This window comes from Methylobacterium indicum (assembly GCF_001043895.1).
Taxonomy (GTDB): Bacteria; Pseudomonadota; Alphaproteobacteria; order Rhizobiales; family Beijerinckiaceae; genus Methylobacterium; species Methylobacterium indicum.
The window spans coordinates 60588-75876 of the sequence record NZ_JTHF01000185.1 but is presented as its reverse complement, the minus strand read 5'-3'; the positions used below and the strand labels follow the sequence as shown (position 1 = coordinate 75876).

At 70.5% G+C, this 15289-nt stretch carries 19 protein-coding genes; 13 read left to right on the top strand and 6 right to left on the bottom strand.

The annotated features are described in order from the left end of the window. The 8 genes from QR78_RS35060 to QR78_RS21445 form a co-directional block, all read left to right on the top strand. Positions 1 to 1279: right-handed parallel beta-helix repeat-containing protein (locus tag QR78_RS35060; protein WP_158004061.1), on the top strand; the 1279-nt coding region annotated here is incomplete at its 5' end. 74 nt (positions 1280 to 1353) lie between these two features. Next, complete coding sequence (locus QR78_RS21475) at positions 1354 to 1929, top strand: glycoside hydrolase family 108 protein (protein WP_053221029.1); 576 nt, start codon at positions 1354 to 1356, stop codon at positions 1927 to 1929. A gap of 76 nt (positions 1930 to 2005) precedes the next feature. Beyond that, a complete protein-coding gene (locus tag QR78_RS21470) occupies positions 2006 to 2272 on the top strand; it encodes a Pam3-gp28 family putative phage holin (protein ID WP_053221028.1) in 267 nt (88 codons plus the stop codon). After that, positions 2272 to 2511 carry a hypothetical protein gene (locus QR78_RS21465; RefSeq protein WP_048429598.1) on the top strand — a complete coding sequence of 80 codons (240 nt, stop codon included), beginning with the start codon at positions 2272 to 2274 and terminating at the stop codon, positions 2509 to 2511. The genes QR78_RS21470 and QR78_RS21465 overlap by 1 nt, the downstream gene beginning before the upstream one ends. Beyond that, complete coding sequence (locus tag QR78_RS21460) at positions 2508 to 2708, top strand: hypothetical protein (protein ID WP_244276292.1); 201 nt, start codon at positions 2508 to 2510, stop codon at positions 2706 to 2708. Before QR78_RS21465 ends, QR78_RS21460 begins: the two co-directional genes overlap by 4 nt. Continuing rightward, positions 2708 to 3271, top strand: coding sequence for a hypothetical protein (locus tag QR78_RS21455; RefSeq protein ID WP_244276294.1), 564 nt, complete (start codon positions 2708 to 2710; stop codon positions 3269 to 3271). The genes QR78_RS21460 and QR78_RS21455 overlap by 1 nt, the downstream gene beginning before the upstream one ends. Then, positions 3264 to 3647 (top strand): hypothetical protein, encoded by a 384-nt coding sequence (locus tag QR78_RS21450; RefSeq protein WP_048429597.1) that lies wholly within the window; start codon positions 3264 to 3266, stop codon positions 3645 to 3647. The genes QR78_RS21455 and QR78_RS21450 overlap by 8 nt, the downstream gene beginning before the upstream one ends. Before the next feature lie 151 nt (positions 3648 to 3798). Beyond that, a complete protein-coding gene (locus QR78_RS21445; RefSeq protein WP_048429596.1) occupies positions 3799 to 4674 on the top strand; it encodes an O-fucosyltransferase family protein in 876 nt (291 codons plus the stop codon). A 191-nt stretch (positions 4675 to 4865) separates the two neighbouring features. On the opposite strand, the gene QR78_RS21440 is transcribed toward QR78_RS21445, so the two are convergent. Both QR78_RS21440 and QR78_RS21435 read right to left on the bottom strand, forming a co-directional pair. Then, a complete protein-coding gene (locus QR78_RS21440) occupies positions 4866 to 5105 on the bottom strand; it encodes a hypothetical protein (RefSeq protein WP_048429595.1) in 240 nt (79 codons plus the stop codon). Then, positions 5102 to 5479, bottom strand: a complete 378-nt coding sequence (locus QR78_RS21435; protein ID WP_048429594.1) for a hypothetical protein — start codon at positions 5477 to 5479, stop codon at positions 5102 to 5104. The genes QR78_RS21440 and QR78_RS21435 overlap by 4 nt, the downstream gene beginning before the upstream one ends. A gap of 695 nt (positions 5480 to 6174) precedes the next feature. On the opposite strand from QR78_RS21435, the gene QR78_RS21425 reads away from it, so the two are divergent. Further along, positions 6175 to 6435: a hypothetical protein gene (locus QR78_RS21425; protein WP_048429592.1), complete on the top strand. Its 261-nt coding sequence runs from the start codon at positions 6175 to 6177 to the stop codon at positions 6433 to 6435. A gap of 163 nt (positions 6436 to 6598) precedes the next feature. Further along, positions 6599 to 7978 (top strand): leucine-rich repeat-containing protein kinase family protein, encoded by a 1380-nt coding sequence (locus QR78_RS21420; protein WP_048429591.1) that lies wholly within the window; start codon positions 6599 to 6601, stop codon positions 7976 to 7978. Between the two features lie 19 nt (positions 7979 to 7997). On the opposite strand, the gene QR78_RS21415 is transcribed toward QR78_RS21420, so the two are convergent. Further along, complete coding sequence (locus tag QR78_RS21415; RefSeq protein ID WP_048429590.1) at positions 7998 to 8909, bottom strand: manganese catalase family protein; 912 nt, start codon at positions 8907 to 8909, stop codon at positions 7998 to 8000. Positions 8910 to 9207: 298 nt separating this feature from the next. On the opposite strand from QR78_RS21415, the gene QR78_RS35055 reads away from it, so the two are divergent. Next, a complete protein-coding gene (locus tag QR78_RS35055; RefSeq protein ID WP_053221027.1) occupies positions 9208 to 9774 on the top strand; it encodes a hypothetical protein in 567 nt (188 codons plus the stop codon). 160 nt (positions 9775 to 9934) lie between these two features. On the opposite strand, the gene QR78_RS21405 is transcribed toward QR78_RS35055, so the two are convergent. Both QR78_RS21405 and QR78_RS21400 read right to left on the bottom strand, forming a co-directional pair. After that, positions 9935 to 11326, bottom strand: a complete 1392-nt coding sequence (locus tag QR78_RS21405; RefSeq protein WP_082171579.1) for an MFS transporter — start codon at positions 11324 to 11326, stop codon at positions 9935 to 9937. Between the two features lie 200 nt (positions 11327 to 11526). Next, on the bottom strand, positions 11527 to 12267 hold the full coding sequence (locus QR78_RS21400) for a cell wall hydrolase (protein ID WP_048429588.1): 741 nt from the start codon (positions 12265 to 12267) through the stop codon (positions 11527 to 11529). Between the two features lie 735 nt (positions 12268 to 13002). On the opposite strand from QR78_RS21400, the gene QR78_RS21395 reads away from it, so the two are divergent. Continuing rightward, positions 13003 to 13746 carry an ArsR/SmtB family transcription factor gene (locus tag QR78_RS21395; protein ID WP_048429587.1) on the top strand — a complete coding sequence of 248 codons (744 nt, stop codon included), beginning with the start codon at positions 13003 to 13005 and terminating at the stop codon, positions 13744 to 13746. A 118-nt stretch (positions 13747 to 13864) separates the two neighbouring features. Beyond that, a complete protein-coding gene (locus tag QR78_RS21390) occupies positions 13865 to 14341 on the top strand; it encodes a hypothetical protein (RefSeq protein WP_048429586.1) in 477 nt (158 codons plus the stop codon). Between the two features lie 36 nt (positions 14342 to 14377). Here the strand turns inward: QR78_RS21390 and QR78_RS21385 are convergent, their stop codons facing one another. Next, on the bottom strand, positions 14378 to 15106 hold the full coding sequence (locus tag QR78_RS21385) for a substrate-binding domain-containing protein (protein ID WP_048429585.1): 729 nt from the start codon (positions 15104 to 15106) through the stop codon (positions 14378 to 14380). Between the last annotated feature and the right edge of the window lie 183 nt (positions 15107 to 15289).

Sequence of the window (15289 nt, the reverse complement as noted above, 5' to 3'; positions counted from 1 at the left end):
GGGCGACGGGCCGGGCGTCAGTCAGGTCGTGTTCACCTCGGCGGCGGCGGGCGCGGCCGGCATCTCCCTGTCGCCGGGCGACGCGCTGCGACCGATCACGATCGACGGGCTGACGCTGACGACCTCCGTCGATCAGACCGCCGGCAACGCCGCGATCAGCCTCCGTTACGCGAATGCTCTCTCGAACATCTTCAAGGGCCCGCGCATCACAAACGTCGAGATTGCCGGCGTCGGCAACAACTCCACGTATTGGGGTAAGGGGATCGACGCCTATAATATCTGGGGTTTCGATTTTCACGGTATCCATGTCCGCGGCAAGGATGTCGGCGGCGCCACATCTTTCCCGGACGCTAATATGGGCGCCGCGATCAGCATCACGGGCGAGAGTGGCGGTGGCTGTTCGGATGGCAAAATCTCCGGCGTCAACGTGTTCTTCGCGCGCTACGTAGGCTACGTAAGCGGCGATTGCGAAGGGCTGCACTGGACGGACAACACGGGCGTCGCCGTTGATCAGGGCATCGTTTGGCCCGATGCCAAGGGTCATCCCGGCTTCTTCATTTCGAACAATCATTTCAATACATTCTCGACAGCCATTGTGATTTACGGCGCTCAACAGGGCTTCATTACGAGCAATCTGCTCTACAAATGGACCGGATCATCCCAAGATTGGCGCGGTATCTATCTTGGCGCTTACGTGAACGGCGCAACGACATACTACGCAAGCGACAACATCATCAGAGGCAATACATTGTACGGCTATGCCGGAGGCGGTGCCGCAGGAGGGGCCGCGATCGGCGTCGATGCGACGGGCGGCGACGGCAACACGATATCCGGCAATCGCTTCTATCGCATGGATTGGATTTTTGATTTCGGCAATATCGCAACAACGAATACGGTATTTGACAATAATGCGGTTGGTACGGCTCAGGGATGGCAGAAAAGGGTTGGCCTTAGCACAATCAGCCGAAACAACAACCCGGTTCAAGCCGGAAATGATCAATGGTTTATCCCGCTGTCTGGCGGTGGCAGTGTCAACGTCGGCGCCTGGTTCCAGCGGTTTTTCCTTGCAGCGGATGGAGCGGCCGTGACCTATACGGACTTCACCAACGCCGAGGCTGGCCGTCAGATCACGATCATCGGACAGAACGCCAACAGCACGATCGCCAACAATGCCCGCATTCACCTGCGGGGCGGGGTGCCGTTCGTGACCTCGCAAGGGTCGTCCCTGACGCTCACCTATACCGGCGAATACTGGCAGGAAATCGGTCGGGCACAGTAGCGCCCCGCGCCGTCGTTCGGTGTCCTGCTGGATCAACGGCAAACCGCTCACCTTCTGACAATCTGGAGATCCCGATGACCGCGACGACGTTCGAGCGGGCGATGCCGCTCGTCCTGGCCCACGAGGGCGGATGGTCCGACGACCCGGCCGACCCGGGGGGTGCGACGAACCTCGGGGTGACGATCGGCACGCTGAGCCTGTGGCTCGGCCGGCCGGCGACGAAGGCGGAGGTGAAGGCCCTCACCGTCGCGACCGTGGCGCCGATCTACCGGCAGCGGTTCTGGGACAAGATCCAGGGCGACGCGCTGCCGGCAGGCCTGGGCTACGCGCTGTTCGATTTCGCGGTGAACAGCGGGCCCAAGCGCGCTGTGATCGGGCTGCAGCGGGCGCTCGAGGTCGCCGACGACGGCGCGCTGGGGCCGCTCACCCTGGCGGCTGTCGCAAAGCACAAGCCGGCGGACCTGATCGACGCCCTGTGCGACGGGCGGCTGGCCTTCCTGCGGGCGCTGTCGACCTGGCCGCGGTTCGGGAAGGGCTGGGCCCGGCGGGTGGAGGAGGTGCGCAAGGCGGCGCTCGCCATGGCAGCCGAGCCCGCGGCACCGGCCGACCGCGCCAAGTGTCCGACCTGCGGCAAGCCGATCGCCGCCTGACCAACCTCCCGGAATCTCCGGGCGATTCGACCCGCGCCGGCCGGGCCAGCCGAGCACCGCATCTCAGGACACGACCATGAACCAGGAACAGCTTGCCGCGCTCCTGCGCACCCTCCTGCAGTTCGGCGGCGGCATCGCCGTGGGCCGCGGCTGGATCGACGCCGACACCGCCACCGCCGTGACCGGCGCCATCGTGACGATCGCCGTCACCGCCTGGGGCCTCTACGCCCGCCGCAACACCGCCCTGGTGCAGTCCGCCGCGGCGGTGCCGCAGGTGGCCCAGATCGTCACCACCTCCACGCACATCGCCGAGGCGTCCGGCCCCAAGGTGGTCACCGGCTGATGCTCGGCCTCCCCTGGTGGCTGTCGGCCATCATCTCGTTCCTGGCGCGAGCCGCGAACGACTATGCGGCACGCCGCCGGGCGGAGGCTGCCCTGCGCGACCTCGGCGCCAAGACACAGGCCGAGGACAGCCGGCGCGAGGCCGAACGCCAGGAAGCCGCCGCCCAGGCGGCGGGCGATGCCGCGGCCGCCGCGCCGGAGGACCCAGCTGATCCGTTTCTTCGGAGGGATGGGACATGACGCTGACCTGCACGGGGTTCGCCTTCATCGTCGCGCAGCTGACCTGCATCTCGCCTGAGATCAAGGTCGACGCGGCACGCTGGTGCGAGGTCGCCCGCCCCATCACGTATTCGAGCCGGGACACGCCGGAGACCCGCCGGCAGGTCCGGGCGCACAATGCCAAGGGCGTCGCCGCCTGCGGCTGGGGGAGGCGCTGATGCCCCTCTTCGAGGCCGACTCCAGCCATCCGGCCGGGCCCTACAGCTCAGAGCGCCTGTTCGAGTGGTCGATGGCGGTCATGATGATCATGATCGCCCTCACCCTCGCGATGCCGGGTGACACCCTCGAGCGCGCGGCCCTCCGCCCGATCGCCGCCCTCGGTGCCACCGAGGAGAACATGGCGACCTTCTATGCCGTGGTCGGCATCGCCCGGGCCTTCGCCCTCTACATGAACGGCCACATCAACAACGGCCGGGTCTTCCCCTCGGGGGCCTACATCCGCGCCTGGTGCGCGCTGTTCAGCGCCGTGGTCTGGGGGCAGCTCACCCTTGCGCTGTTCCTCGACGCCTTCCACGCCAACTCCCCCTCGCTCAACATCCCGGTCTTCGGCACCCTGACGATGTTCGAGCTGCTGTCCTGCTACATCGCCCGGCGTGACGCCGTGCGGCGCAAGGACACCCTCGAGGGCCAGATCGAGGACCTGAAAGCCTCGGCCGCCGCAAGCGGCCTTGTGCTGACGCCCAAGCCGCGGGCGCACAAGGGAGAGGCGACCGATGCTTGAGGCCGGGTTCCTGAAGCAGATCTACGACAGCCTAGCCGGCTTCCCGGTGCTGCAAGCCGCCCTGGGCGCGCTGATCGTGATCGCCGGGCTGAAGCTGATGTTCAAGGCCGACAAGGCGAAGGACGCGGCAGCTGCGCCAGCCGCGCCGGCCGGGGCGACGCTCGCCGCGCCGGATGGCGCCCTACACCTCCAGGGTGCGGTGGCCTTCACGGACATGACTCGGGAGATGCGGGACATTCTGCGCGAGTGCGTCGAGCTTCAGCGCCGGATCGCCGAGTGCGTGAGGATCATGCGCGAGGAGGCACGGAAGCAGACCGAGATCCTAGAGCGCATTGAGCGGGAGCAGGACGTGCAGGGCCGGTCCCGGCACCCATAGCCTCCGCCTCCCCGAGACGCCTTCAGCCCCGCCGGCAGCCGCCGAGCGGGGCTTTTTCATGTCTGCGCCTGCCTACCTCGCCGTTGACATGACCGCTGAGCCGTGGTCACAGGAGCCAATCGCAGGATGAATTGACGGCAGGGGGCAGTGAATGGCGCCCACCAGATCGGTGACGATGCCTGTGTTTAACAAGGCCGTTCCCACGCATCATGCAAACCTGATGATGCAATATATGGTCGGTATCAAGCTCAGGTCGATGCTACCACACATCATCCTGTCAGGCTTCAACATGCCCGATTGGGACATCTCTCATCCGCACGTTGACGCTCAGAGATATAAACGGAAATGCGACCTCTCTCCCGAGCAGCACGTTGAGTTCGTTCGCATCCAGTATCTCGCCAATGCCGGTGTATTCGATTATTTCAATTGGCATGGCTACGGTCAGAGGCTCGATAATTTCCCGCAAAAGGATATATGCCGCGCTCTATTCCACCAAGACGACAGTATCGGCAAGGCATATGATGCCGACCACATCGTCTGCCCGGTCCGCGGCGGTGAGGTGATGACCGGCGTTCACCCGGGCTACCCGGTCGTCCCGGTGGACTTCTATGAGGAGGTGATCCGCGAAAAGCGGCTCCGGCCCGTTTTTATGGGACAGATCAGCGATAACGTCTACGTTGACGAGCTGCGCCGCCGGTTCCCTGATGCCGTCTTCCACCCCAGCCAAGGGCCGGTCGCCGACTTCCAGACCATCAGGAAGGCACGGAACATCATCCTGAGCGTCAGCACGTTCGCATGGCTGGCCGCATGGCTGTCGGATGCCGAGACGATCGTGATGCCGCTATTCGGGATCTTCGACAGTAAGGCGTTCCCATATCACGATCTCGTGCCGGTCGCCGAGAGGCAATATGAGTTCTACGACTTCCCTGTGCAGCCGGCGGTAGAGCTAAGCCAGCTCATAGAGGCGCATCGGCAGATCTCTGGGCTGTGGAAGCCGGTGTCTGCCGATAACCTGATGCGGTTCTAATCAGATGGCAAATCGGGCGACTCACTCAGCCGGGGCGCGAGCGACCGCGCGTGAAAGCGGAAATGCGCTCTTCACTCGGCGTCATCGCCTCCTCTCGTCCATCCGCTGCGCCGCCCGCCTCTCCCGCGCCACCGCGACCCAGGCGCAGAGAGCGACCAGAGTGGTGACGAGGGCGAGGTATGCCGCGGCGCTCATCCGATCGACACAACCAGCACCGCGGTCTTGACCGTCCGCCGGGCCGGCGTCGCATCCTCCACCGTAATCTCGTCGGTCGACCACTGGTGCGCCAAGACGGCCGCGACGACGTCGATGCGGCCCGGCCCGACCTCGAGCACCGTCGGCGCCGACGGGTCCGCGAGGTAGGCCGCGACCGCCGCGTTGAGCGCGTCGTCGGTGAGGAGCTTCTGCTTGTAGGCCTCGCCGCCGGTCATCGCTTGGTCTCCCAGATCGGGATCATGCCCGGCATCTTCACGGGCTCGTGCCGGTAGGCGGTCCACCTCCCGAGCTTGATCCATTCGGGCGTCACCTCGTGGACGTCGACCGAGAGCGTCACGAGGATGCCGCTGTAGTCCCCGCGGATCGTGCCGAGTTCCGGGTGGACCCCGAACAGCCGCAGCGTGTCCCACTCCGCCGCGTGCGCCTGCATCCCCCACCGCTCGACGAACTCGCTGCAGCGCCGGTGTGTCTCGCGCCACTCGTCGGGCCGGAGGCCGCGGCACGGGACGACGCCCGGGGAGAGGCTGGCAAGGCCGCGGGACCAGGCGAGGACGGTGTCGGGGATGGTGAGCGAGTCAGAAATTACCATACCGCAACCTCTAAACGAACCACGAACGCTCGCCATCCGTTTTGCATTCCCCTTCTTTTTCGCTTCGTTTTCAGTGAGGACGATCGCCGCCGTTTTGCAAAATTATTGTTTTTTTTCAGTCGCTAGGACTTATCTGGGGGACTAGGGGTCGGAGGTTCGAATCCTCTCGCTCCGACCAAAAATAACTCTGCACCGGCAGAGGTTTACGATAGGCGACCTTGGGGTCGCCTTCGTCGTTTCAGGGCTAGAACCTCGTTGGCCGGTGGCTGCTGCAGCCTGCCTTGAGCCGATCTGCCGTCGTGCACGTCCACCATGGCTGGGTGTTCACGCCCGTGCGTTTCCCCCGAGCGTTTTCTCGGCCTCGTCGCGGGCGCGACCGGGCTCGGGCTGTTTCCGTTCGTGCCGAGCCGGATCGGCGCCACCGAGGTCGGTGGGTTCGAATTCTCCGTCTCGATGCGGCGTGACGCGGAAGAGGCCCCCAGGGCCCTGCGCCGGCGGTAGGACGGGGCGATCGATCACCTCTCCCGGGGCCCGGTGCAGCAGCACCGCACCGCCTCGCTGCGCGCGGGGCGCTGAGCAGGGCGCCGACTTGCGGGCGCCGACTTGCGGGCGCCGAAAGGCCGCGCCGGCGGGCTGGAACGCCGCCGATGCGCCGGCCGTTTCGCCCGGTCAGCGAATACGGCAGGACGCCATCCATGCGTGCCCTCACGATCCAGGCCACGGTCGCGGCCGCCCTCGTTCTCGGGACGACGGCTGCGGCGCTCGCCCGCAACAGCGATTCCGGCAGCGGCCTGTCGCCCTACGCCGCCTTGAACGGCAACGACCGCTCGGCCGGGGTCAACAACGGCAATTTCCGGCAGCCGCGCTACGACCCCTACCTGCGCACCTACGGCCGCCCGCCGGTGGAGTATGAGCGTGCGGCCCCGCCGGCCTACTATTACGGCTACCCGTACTGAAGCCGGTCCCGCCGAGCCGGTCTCGCCCGCCTCTTGATCCGGCGGCGTTTCCCGGCAACCACCGGCGCCGGGCGGCGCAAGCGAGGGCCGCCGGGAGATCGAGGATGCCGAGACCCGACCGGGCGAACCCCAACCGGCCCGACCCCAACCGGCCCCTGCGCGCATGAGCGCCGGGACGGACCCGCACGCGGCGACGGGCCTGCCGCCCGAGACCGCCGCGCGCCTCGCTGCCCTACGCCGGGGCGACCTCGCCGGCATCCGGGAATTGCGGCTCCCCGGCGGGCCGGAGGGGCGGCTGACCGCGCTGCCGCCCGAGATCCTCGGCCTCGCCGACAGCCTCGAACTCCTCGACCTCGGCGGGCACGCCCTGACCGAACTGCCCGCCGAGTTCGGCCGGATGCGCCGCCTGCGGGTCCTCTTCTGCTCGGGCAACCGCTTCACCCGCCTGCCGCCGGTGCTGGGCGACTGCTCGGCCCTGAGCCAGGTCGGCTTTCGCGCCGCCGGCCTCGTCGAGGTGCCGGCGGAATCCTTGAGCCCGGACCTGCGCTGGCTCACCCTCACCGACAACCGCATCGCGGCGCTGCCCCGGGCCCTCGGCGAGCGGCCACGCCTGCAGAAGCTGATGCTGGCGGGCAACCGCCTGGAATCCCTGCCGGATTCCTTGAGCGGGGCGGAGAACCTCGAACTGCTGCGCATCGCCGCCAACCGCTTCGCGGCCTTGCCGGGCTGCCTCACCGCCCTGCCCCGCCTCGCCTGGCTGTCCTGGGCCGGCAACCCGTTCGAGGATCGCGCCGCCCCGGGACCGGTCGCGGCGGAGCCGGTCGCCTGGAACGACCTGTCCGTCGGTCCGCTCCTGGGCGAGGGCGCCTCGGGCCGGGTGATGCGGACGGGGTGGCGGCCGGGGGGCGTCGGTGCGGAACGCGCGGTCGCCCTCAAGCTGTTCAAGGGGGCGATGACCAGCGACGGCCTGCCCGAGCGCGAGATGGCGGCCTGCCTGGCGGCCGGTGCCCATCCGCACCTGACCGGCGGCCTCGGCCGCCTCGCCGACCACCCGGACGGCGTTCAGGGCCTGCTGATGCCGCTCCTGCCGCCGGGCTGGCGGGTGCTGGCCGGTCCGCCGAGCCTCGCGAGCTGCAGCCGCGACGTCTACGATCCCGCCTTGCGCCTGACCCGGGCGGCGGCCTTGCGCCTCGCCCGCGGGGTGGCGGCAGGCGCCGCCCACCTGCATGCGAGCGGCTTCGGCCACGGCGACCTCTACGCCCACAACGTGCTGTGGGACGGGCATGACGGCGCGGCGGTGCTGAGCGACCTCGGGGCGGCCTCCGCCCTGCCCGCGGGCCGGGAGGGTGCCATCCTGCAGCGGCTCGACGTGCGGGCCTTCGGGCTCCTGCTCCAGGAGCTGGGCCGCCACGCCCCGCTCGCCGAATCAGGCCTCGACGGGCTGGTCGAGGCCTGCACCGGGCCCGATCCGGCGGCGCGCCCGGCCATGGCGGAGGTGCTCGATACCCTCGACGCGGCCGTCGCGGGCGCGGGGCCGGACTGACCGGCCCCGGCCGGAATCGTCAGCGGCTCTTCTTGTAGAGCTTGCTGGCGATCTCGAAGATCTCCTCCGGCTTGTAGTTCGGCGCGAAGGCGCCGTAATTGCCGTCGAGCTCCGGGATCTTGCCGCCCTCGGGCGCGCCGTCGACCACTTCGAGGTTCCCCGGCGGGTCGCCCGGCAGCGCCACCTCGTCGTTCGACCACACACCGGCCGCTTCGGGATAATCCTGCGAGAAGGTGTAGAGCCGGCGGTGGCTGCCCTCCTGCAGGTACTTCTGGCATTCCGGGATGCGGTCGAGGTTGATGTTGGGGGTCGGCAGCATCTGCTCGATCGCCACGCCCGTCAGCTTCTTGAGCGCCAGGGCGTAGGCGTGGGCATGGACCGAGCCGCGCACCAGCAGGTAGCCGCAGACCTCGCGCCCGGTCGGGTCCTTCAGGGTCTCGTAGACCCGGAGCTTGTGCAGCCGCGCGCCGCATTCCAGATGGAAGTTGTGCAGCAGGTCGATGATGATGTTTCCGGTCGTGGTGACCATGTCCATGTTCCACGACGCGGCGTTCGAGTTCATCGGCATCGCGCCGCCGCCGTTGCTGAGGAAGCTGCCGGCGAGCCGGATGTCCTGCATGTCGTGGAAGGGCGCCTTCGACACGTCGACGTCCGGCGTCGGGTCGCCCGGGCCGTTATTGAGCATCGCCACGCCGGTCGAGACCAGCTCGACGTGGCCGAGTTCCTCCGCGAAGATGCTCGAGACCAGGCTGTAGAACGGGCGCAGCTTGGACTTGTCGCGAAAGTTGAAGCTCTGGAACATGTAGTTGCCGAGCGTCGACATCTCGCCGTACTTGCCGCCGAGCAGCTCCTGCAGGGCGGCGGCGGCATTCGGGTCGGGCCTCTTGGGCTGCGGCAGCTCGGCCTGCAGACGGTCGATCCTCATGAACATGGGCACGGCACCTTGTCTCGCCGGGGTCTCCCCCGGAGCCTGGCGGGCATACTCCCCGCATCCATCGCGGATAGTCCCCGGGAGCATCGATCGGCGGCAGGTTGGGTTCCCGCCCCGCATACCCTCCGGGCGCATCCGTCGCAGGGGTGCGGCCCCACGGGGCGGGGGTAGGGTGACGCACCCGCGCCGCAGGACACGGAGGAATGCGGCCGTGGGCGAGCAAGCGGCGCAATAGTCCTTGACCGCGGCGCGCAGGCGGGCCCCCCTTGAGGGAATCGCCGACCGCTTCCCGGATCCCATGGCCACCCCGATCGACACCGGCACCATCCTGGCCCTGCTGCGGCGCGCGACCGAGCAGGTGCGCGCCTCGACCGCCCGCGCCACCGCCGCCGAGGCCCGGGCCGACCGGCTCGGCCGCGAGGTCGGCGCCCTGCTCGTGCGCGTCGAGGACGCCCTGCAGGCCGCCGCGACCGAGGCCGAGGATGCCCGGCACAAGGCCGCCGCGGCGGAGCAGGCTGCCGACGAGGCGAACCAGGCTGCCGCCGAGGCAAATCAAGTTGCCGCCGAGGCAAATCACGCCGCCGCCGAGGCCGGTCATGCCGCCGCGGCGGCGAACGTCGTGATCGTCGAGGCGCGGGATGCGGCCGCCGAGGCGGAGGCCCGGGTCGGGGCGGCCGAGGCCCTGCTGTCGGCCGAGCGGGCCGCGGTGCGCCGCCTGGAGGCGCGCCTGGCCGAGGCCCAGCGCGCCACCGCCGCCGCCGAGGCCGCCCGCGAGGCGGCGGAGCTGCGCCTCGCCCGCATCCGCGAGGCCCTGCTCGACACGGTGGTGCCGCCGGCCGAGGCGGAGCGGCCGGCCCTGCACTGAAACCCGGTCGACGCCTGCGCGGCGGGTCTCCATCGCGGACGCCCTGGGTCGTCATCGGCAGGGACGGATCCGGCGACCGGGCCAGGCTCCCGGACGATCGCGACCGGTGCCCGTCCCGAACCCGCGCGGCATGGACGAGGGAGGCGGACCGCCTCGTCCCTCACCCCGCCTTCGACAACGGATCGGCGATGCTCTCCAGGGACTTGCCCTCCGCATCGACCCCGAGCCGCCACTCCGTCACGGCGGCGATCACCAGGAGTGCCGCCGCCCCGACATAGCCGCCGGCCAGCGCCCAGTGCTGGCCGGATTCGATCAGGCGGGTGAACAGCCAGGGGGCCATCACGCCGCCCGCACCCGTGCCGAGGGCGTAGAACACCGCGATGGCGAGCGCCCGGGTCTCGAGGGGAAAGATCTCGCTCGCCGTGAGGTAGGCGGAACTGGCGGCGGCCGAGGCGACGAAGAAGATCGCGATCCAGGCGAAGGTCTGGGTCCAGGCGGTGAACAGGTCGAGGCCGAACGCGACCGCGGTGGCGAGCAGCAGGAGCCCGCTCAAGCCGAAGGTGCCGGCGATCATCCGGCGCCGGCCGATCGTGTCGAAGAAGTGGCCGAGCAGCAGCGGGCCCAGGAAGTTGCCGATGGCGAGCGGCACCAGGAAGATGCCGGCCTTGTTCTCCGGCACGCCGTAGAACTTCGCGAGCACCAGCCCGTAGGTGAAGAACACCGCGTTGAACAGGAAGGCCTGGGCCACCATCAGCACCAGGGCGAGGACGCTGCGGCCGCGGTGCTTGTGCACCATCGAATCGAAGATCTCGCCGAAGCCGAAGCTCTTCTTGGGGTGCACCTCCAGGATGCCCTCCGCCTTCGGGAGCGTTTTGCCGGTCTCGGCCTCGATCCGGCGCTCGATCTCCGCCACCGTGCGCTCGGCCTCCTCCTCGCGGCCGTGGGTGACGAGCCAGCGCGGGCTCTCGGGGACGTGGCGGCGCAGGAACAGGATGCCGAGGCCGAGCACGCCGCCGATGCCGAAGCCGAGGCGCCAGCCGAAATCCGGGTCGAGGAGGTTGGGGTCGAGGAGGAGCAGCGCGGCGCCCGCGCCCGCGGCAGCGCCGAGCCAGAAGCTGCCGTTGACGATGAGGTCGACCCGGCCGCGGTACTTGGCCGGGATCAGCTCGTCGATGGCCGAGTTGATCGCCGCGTATTCGCCGCCGATGCCGAGCCCGGTGACGAGGCGGAAGAGCGCGAAGCTCCAGAAATCCCAGGCGAGCGCGCTGGCGATGACGCCGCCGACATAGATCAGCAGGGTGGCGTAGAAGACGAGGCGGCGGCCGAACCGGTCGGTGAGCCAGCCGAAGACCAGGGCGCCGACCACCGCGCCGACGACGTAGAACGAGGCCGAGGCGCCGATCTCCTGGAGGGTGAAGCCGAGCGCCCGCTTGTCCTGCAGCACGGGGCCGATCGCCCCGACGATGGTGACCTCGAGCCCGTCGAGCACCCAGGTGACGCCGAGGGCGATCACCAGGATCAGGTGGAAGCGGCTCCAGGGCAGCCGGTCCATCCGCGCCGGCACGTCGGTGCGCACCACGCCGGACCTGGCATCCCGCGCCGTTCCGGCTCCCGCCGCAAGATCGCCTGCCGCCACGTCGTCCTCCCCGGTCATCCGTGGGAGACTCAAACCGCAGCGGAGCCGTTGCGTTCCGCGCCGGACTTGAGAGCCGGCCTTGGGAGGTGGAGGGGCGTCGTCCGCGGGGGCGGGCCTCAGCCCGGGCTGCGGCCGGTCTCGGCGGCGGCGACGCGGCAGACGTTGCGGGCGGGGCCGAGCTCGGCGAGCGGGGTCTGCTGCGCGGCGCGGACGGCGCTGCGGGTCGCCTGCGCGGTCCAGCGGGCGCCGCCGGCGGACGAGAGCCGGTCCTGGGATACGTGGCCTTGAGCGGCCTGGGCGAGCTGGACGCGGGCGAGGGACTGGCGCGGCGTCGCGCCCTTGCGGTCGTACCACGGGCGCTTCTCGTAGAAGGCGTTGCCGCCGGCGAGGGCCACATAGTGCATGTTGCGGTAGGAGAAGGTGTAGCCGGCGGTGTGGAAGAACATCGCGCCGCCGACCTTCTCGTGGCGCTCGCCGGCCAGGATCGCGTCGGCGACCTGCTGGGCCTTCTCGCGCTCGCGGTCCCGCATCGGCTTGTGCAGCACGCCGGCGGCGAACTGGCGCTTCTGGCCGACGACGCCGCAGATCGAGTTCGGGTAGGTGGGCGATTCGAGCCGGTTCATCACCACGGTGCCGACCGCGAGCAGGCCCTCCTCGCTCGAGCGGTTGGACTCGAAATACATCGCCCGGGCAAGGCAGTCCCGGTCGGCGGGCGTGACGGCGGCGAGCTGCTTGCGGTCCGGAAGGCTTCCCGTCGTCTCGATCCCGTGGGGGACCAGGCTGCAGCCGCCGAGATGCGGCGCCGCGGCGAGGGCCGCGAGGGCGGCGGTGATGGGGAAAGTCCGGTTCCGCGTCATGCAGGCCCCTCTCGTGCATTGGCCGAGCGGACCGGAACGGCCGCGCTCAAAGCCTAGCTTCGGGCGGAATGTGGCGAAGGCGGGGCACGGATACGCTTCGTAAACCAATCGCCGCGCTTGGCAGCAAGATAGCGGCGACGTGATGCAACGGGGAAACACCGCCCGGGCGTGCCGGAAGCATCGGCGAGCAGCACCCGGGACGGCGGCAGGATCACGGCCGGATCATGGCCAGTCGACGGCAGCGTTGCAGTGCAGCGAAACCGCAACGCGTCGGCGTCATGCCGGCTTCGGCCGTCCTCACGACGATGCGGGGCGTCGCGACGATCCGCGCGGATCGGCCGAGGACAGGGGGACGAAGTCGATGCCGGCCCTGGTGCCCTCGCGGCGCAGGCCGACGTCCCGCAGCAACCTGTCGTCGAGCCCCTCCAACCTGGCCCGGTCGCGGCGCTGCCGCAGGTGTCGCGCGAGCGCGCCCTCCCCGGGCGGGCCGCTCCCCGGGCATCCGAGGCCGAGCGCGGCGAGGAGGCGGCGAATCAGTCGCGAGGATCGAGGCGAGGATCGAGGCAAGGATCGAAGCATGGGGGGGGGACGGTCCGGCGGTGGCGCTGGACCCGCTGTGGCCGATCCGCCGCCCGCCGCGCTTCGGCGCCGGCCGAAGCATCCGGCGCCCGACCGCGCTACAAGGGAATGCCGTTCGCGGAGACGATCCGGGGAGGCCCTCCGAGGAGACGCCCCATGGTGACCATCGCGGCCTTCGCCCGCACCGCCGCCCTCGTCGGCGATCCGGCCCGCGCCGGGATGCTGGCGGTGCTGATGGACGGCCGCGCGCTGACCGCGGCGGAGCTCGCCCGCGCGGCGAACGTCACGCCCCAGACCGCGAGCGGCCACCTGGCGCAGCTGGTCGAGGCCGGGCTCCTCGCGGTCGAGCGCCAGGGCCGCCACCGCTACCACCGCCTCGCCGCCCCGGCGGTGGCCCGGATGCTCGAGGGCGTGATGGCGGTGGCGGCGGTCCCGGCCGTCGCCGCGCCGCGCCCGCCCGGCCCCCGGGACGCGGCTTTGCGCGAGGCCCGCACCTGCTACGACCACCTCGCCGGGCGCCTCGCCGTGGCGATGACCGACGCGCTCGTCGCCCGCGGCGCCGTCGAGCTCGGGGCCGACGGCGGGGCGCTCACGCCGGAGGGCGAGGTGTTCCTGCGCGGCCTCGGGGTCGATCTCGACGGCGCCGCCCGGGGGAGCCGCCGCCGGGTCTTCTGCCGCCCCTGCCTCGACTGGAGCGAGCGCCGGCCCCACCTCGCCGGCGCCCTCGGGGCGGCCCTGCTGACCACCGGCCTCGACCGGGGCTGGCTGCGCCGGAGCGCCGGCAGCCGGGCCGTCGCCGTCACCCCGGGCGGGCGCCTCGCCCTGGCGCAGGCCTTCGGGGCGGAGATTTTCGGGGAGGAGATTTTCGGGGAGGAGGGCTGCGCCTGCCGGCGGGTCTGACCGCGGCGGGGGTGGGTTTCCCAGGCGGCCGATCGCGTCGCCGGCGGACCTTGCGGACGGCTTGGCCCGCCCCCACCTCCCGGCTGCGCCTGCGGTTGGGCGCTCTTCGGAGAAGATCATGCCGCACCACGACACCACCGCCCTTTCGGGCACGATCCAGCACGTCTTCGCGCATCGCTTCACCCTGGAGGCGGACGGCGCGGTCCACCTCGCCGATCTCGGGCCCAAGGGGGCCGAGGCCTTTCCCCTCGCGGCGGGCCTGCTTGTGACCCTCGAGGGCGAGCGCCGCCCCTCGGAGATCAAGGTCGCGCGGATCGCCACCCCGGGCCGCGACCCGGTCGAGATCCATCACAAGAAGCCGAACCACCCCGGCAAGTCCCGCTCGGAGGCGCCGGTCGATCCCGCCGCCGCCCTCGCCGCCGTGACGGCGGCGGGCTGGACGCCGTCGGGCGAGCCCAGGCTCAAGCCCAAGCACGTCGAGGTACTGGCGCGCCGGGGCGACGGCGCCTGGACCGAGCTGCATGTCGACGCCTCCGGGGCGATCTACAAGGAGAAGGCGCCGGACGCCGCCAAATGGGGCGCGGCGCTCGCCTGACACGTATCGGAGGGCCGCGCCCCGGCGCGGTCCTCCTCAGCGACCGGCGACCGGCTCCATCCCGGTCCGCCGGATCGCCGCCGCGGCCCGGTCCGAGGCGAGGTGGGCGATCAGCCGCCGGGCCGCTCCGACGGCCCCCGAGCCCGCGACGATCGCCGCGGTGAAGGTCTGGACGAGCTGGACCGCGTCGGGCAGCGGCCCGACCACCGTGATGCCCGGCACGTCGACGAGCTCGCTGACCGGTCCCAGGGCGAGGTCGGCCTGGCCCGCCGCCAGGGCGGCCGCCGATTCGGTGCCGCGCGCAAACATCGTCACCCGCACCGTGTCGGCGAGGCCGAGGCGCGGAAAGACCGTGTCGCGGATGAACAGGCCGCTCGTGCTGCCCGGCATCGCGACGCGGCGGGCCTGCGCCAGGGTACGGGTCAGCGCCGCGACCGTGTCGATCGCGGGCACGGGCGCGCCCGTGCGCATTGCTGCGGCGAGCGGCGCGGTGGCGAGCTCGACCGCCGACCCGGCGAGGATCCGGCCTTCCCGCGTCAGCTCGTGCAGCCCCTCGTTCGAGAGGATCACCACGTCGACGGATGCGCCATGGGCGAGCTGGTGGCGGATGGTCCGCGGTCCCCGGCCCTGCGAGGCGCCGGACAGCGTCCGGACCGCGAGCCCGGTCTCGCGGGTGAAATCCGGCAGCGCCGCCTCGTAGGCCAGCGCGAAGCCGCCCGAGATCATGACGGTGAGGCCGGCCGGGGGATCGTCCGGAGGAGTCATGCCATCATCCACCCGCTGCCCGTGCACCGGCTGCCCGCGGCGATCCCGGGTGTGGAGGGAAGCGTGCGCCGCCCGGGGCTGCCGGAGATCGAGACTGCAACAGATCCCGCACCGGGTCACGCCCGCAAGGGATCGGCGAGGAAGAGGACGGCGAGCGAGGGGACGGGGAGCAAGGGGAGAGCG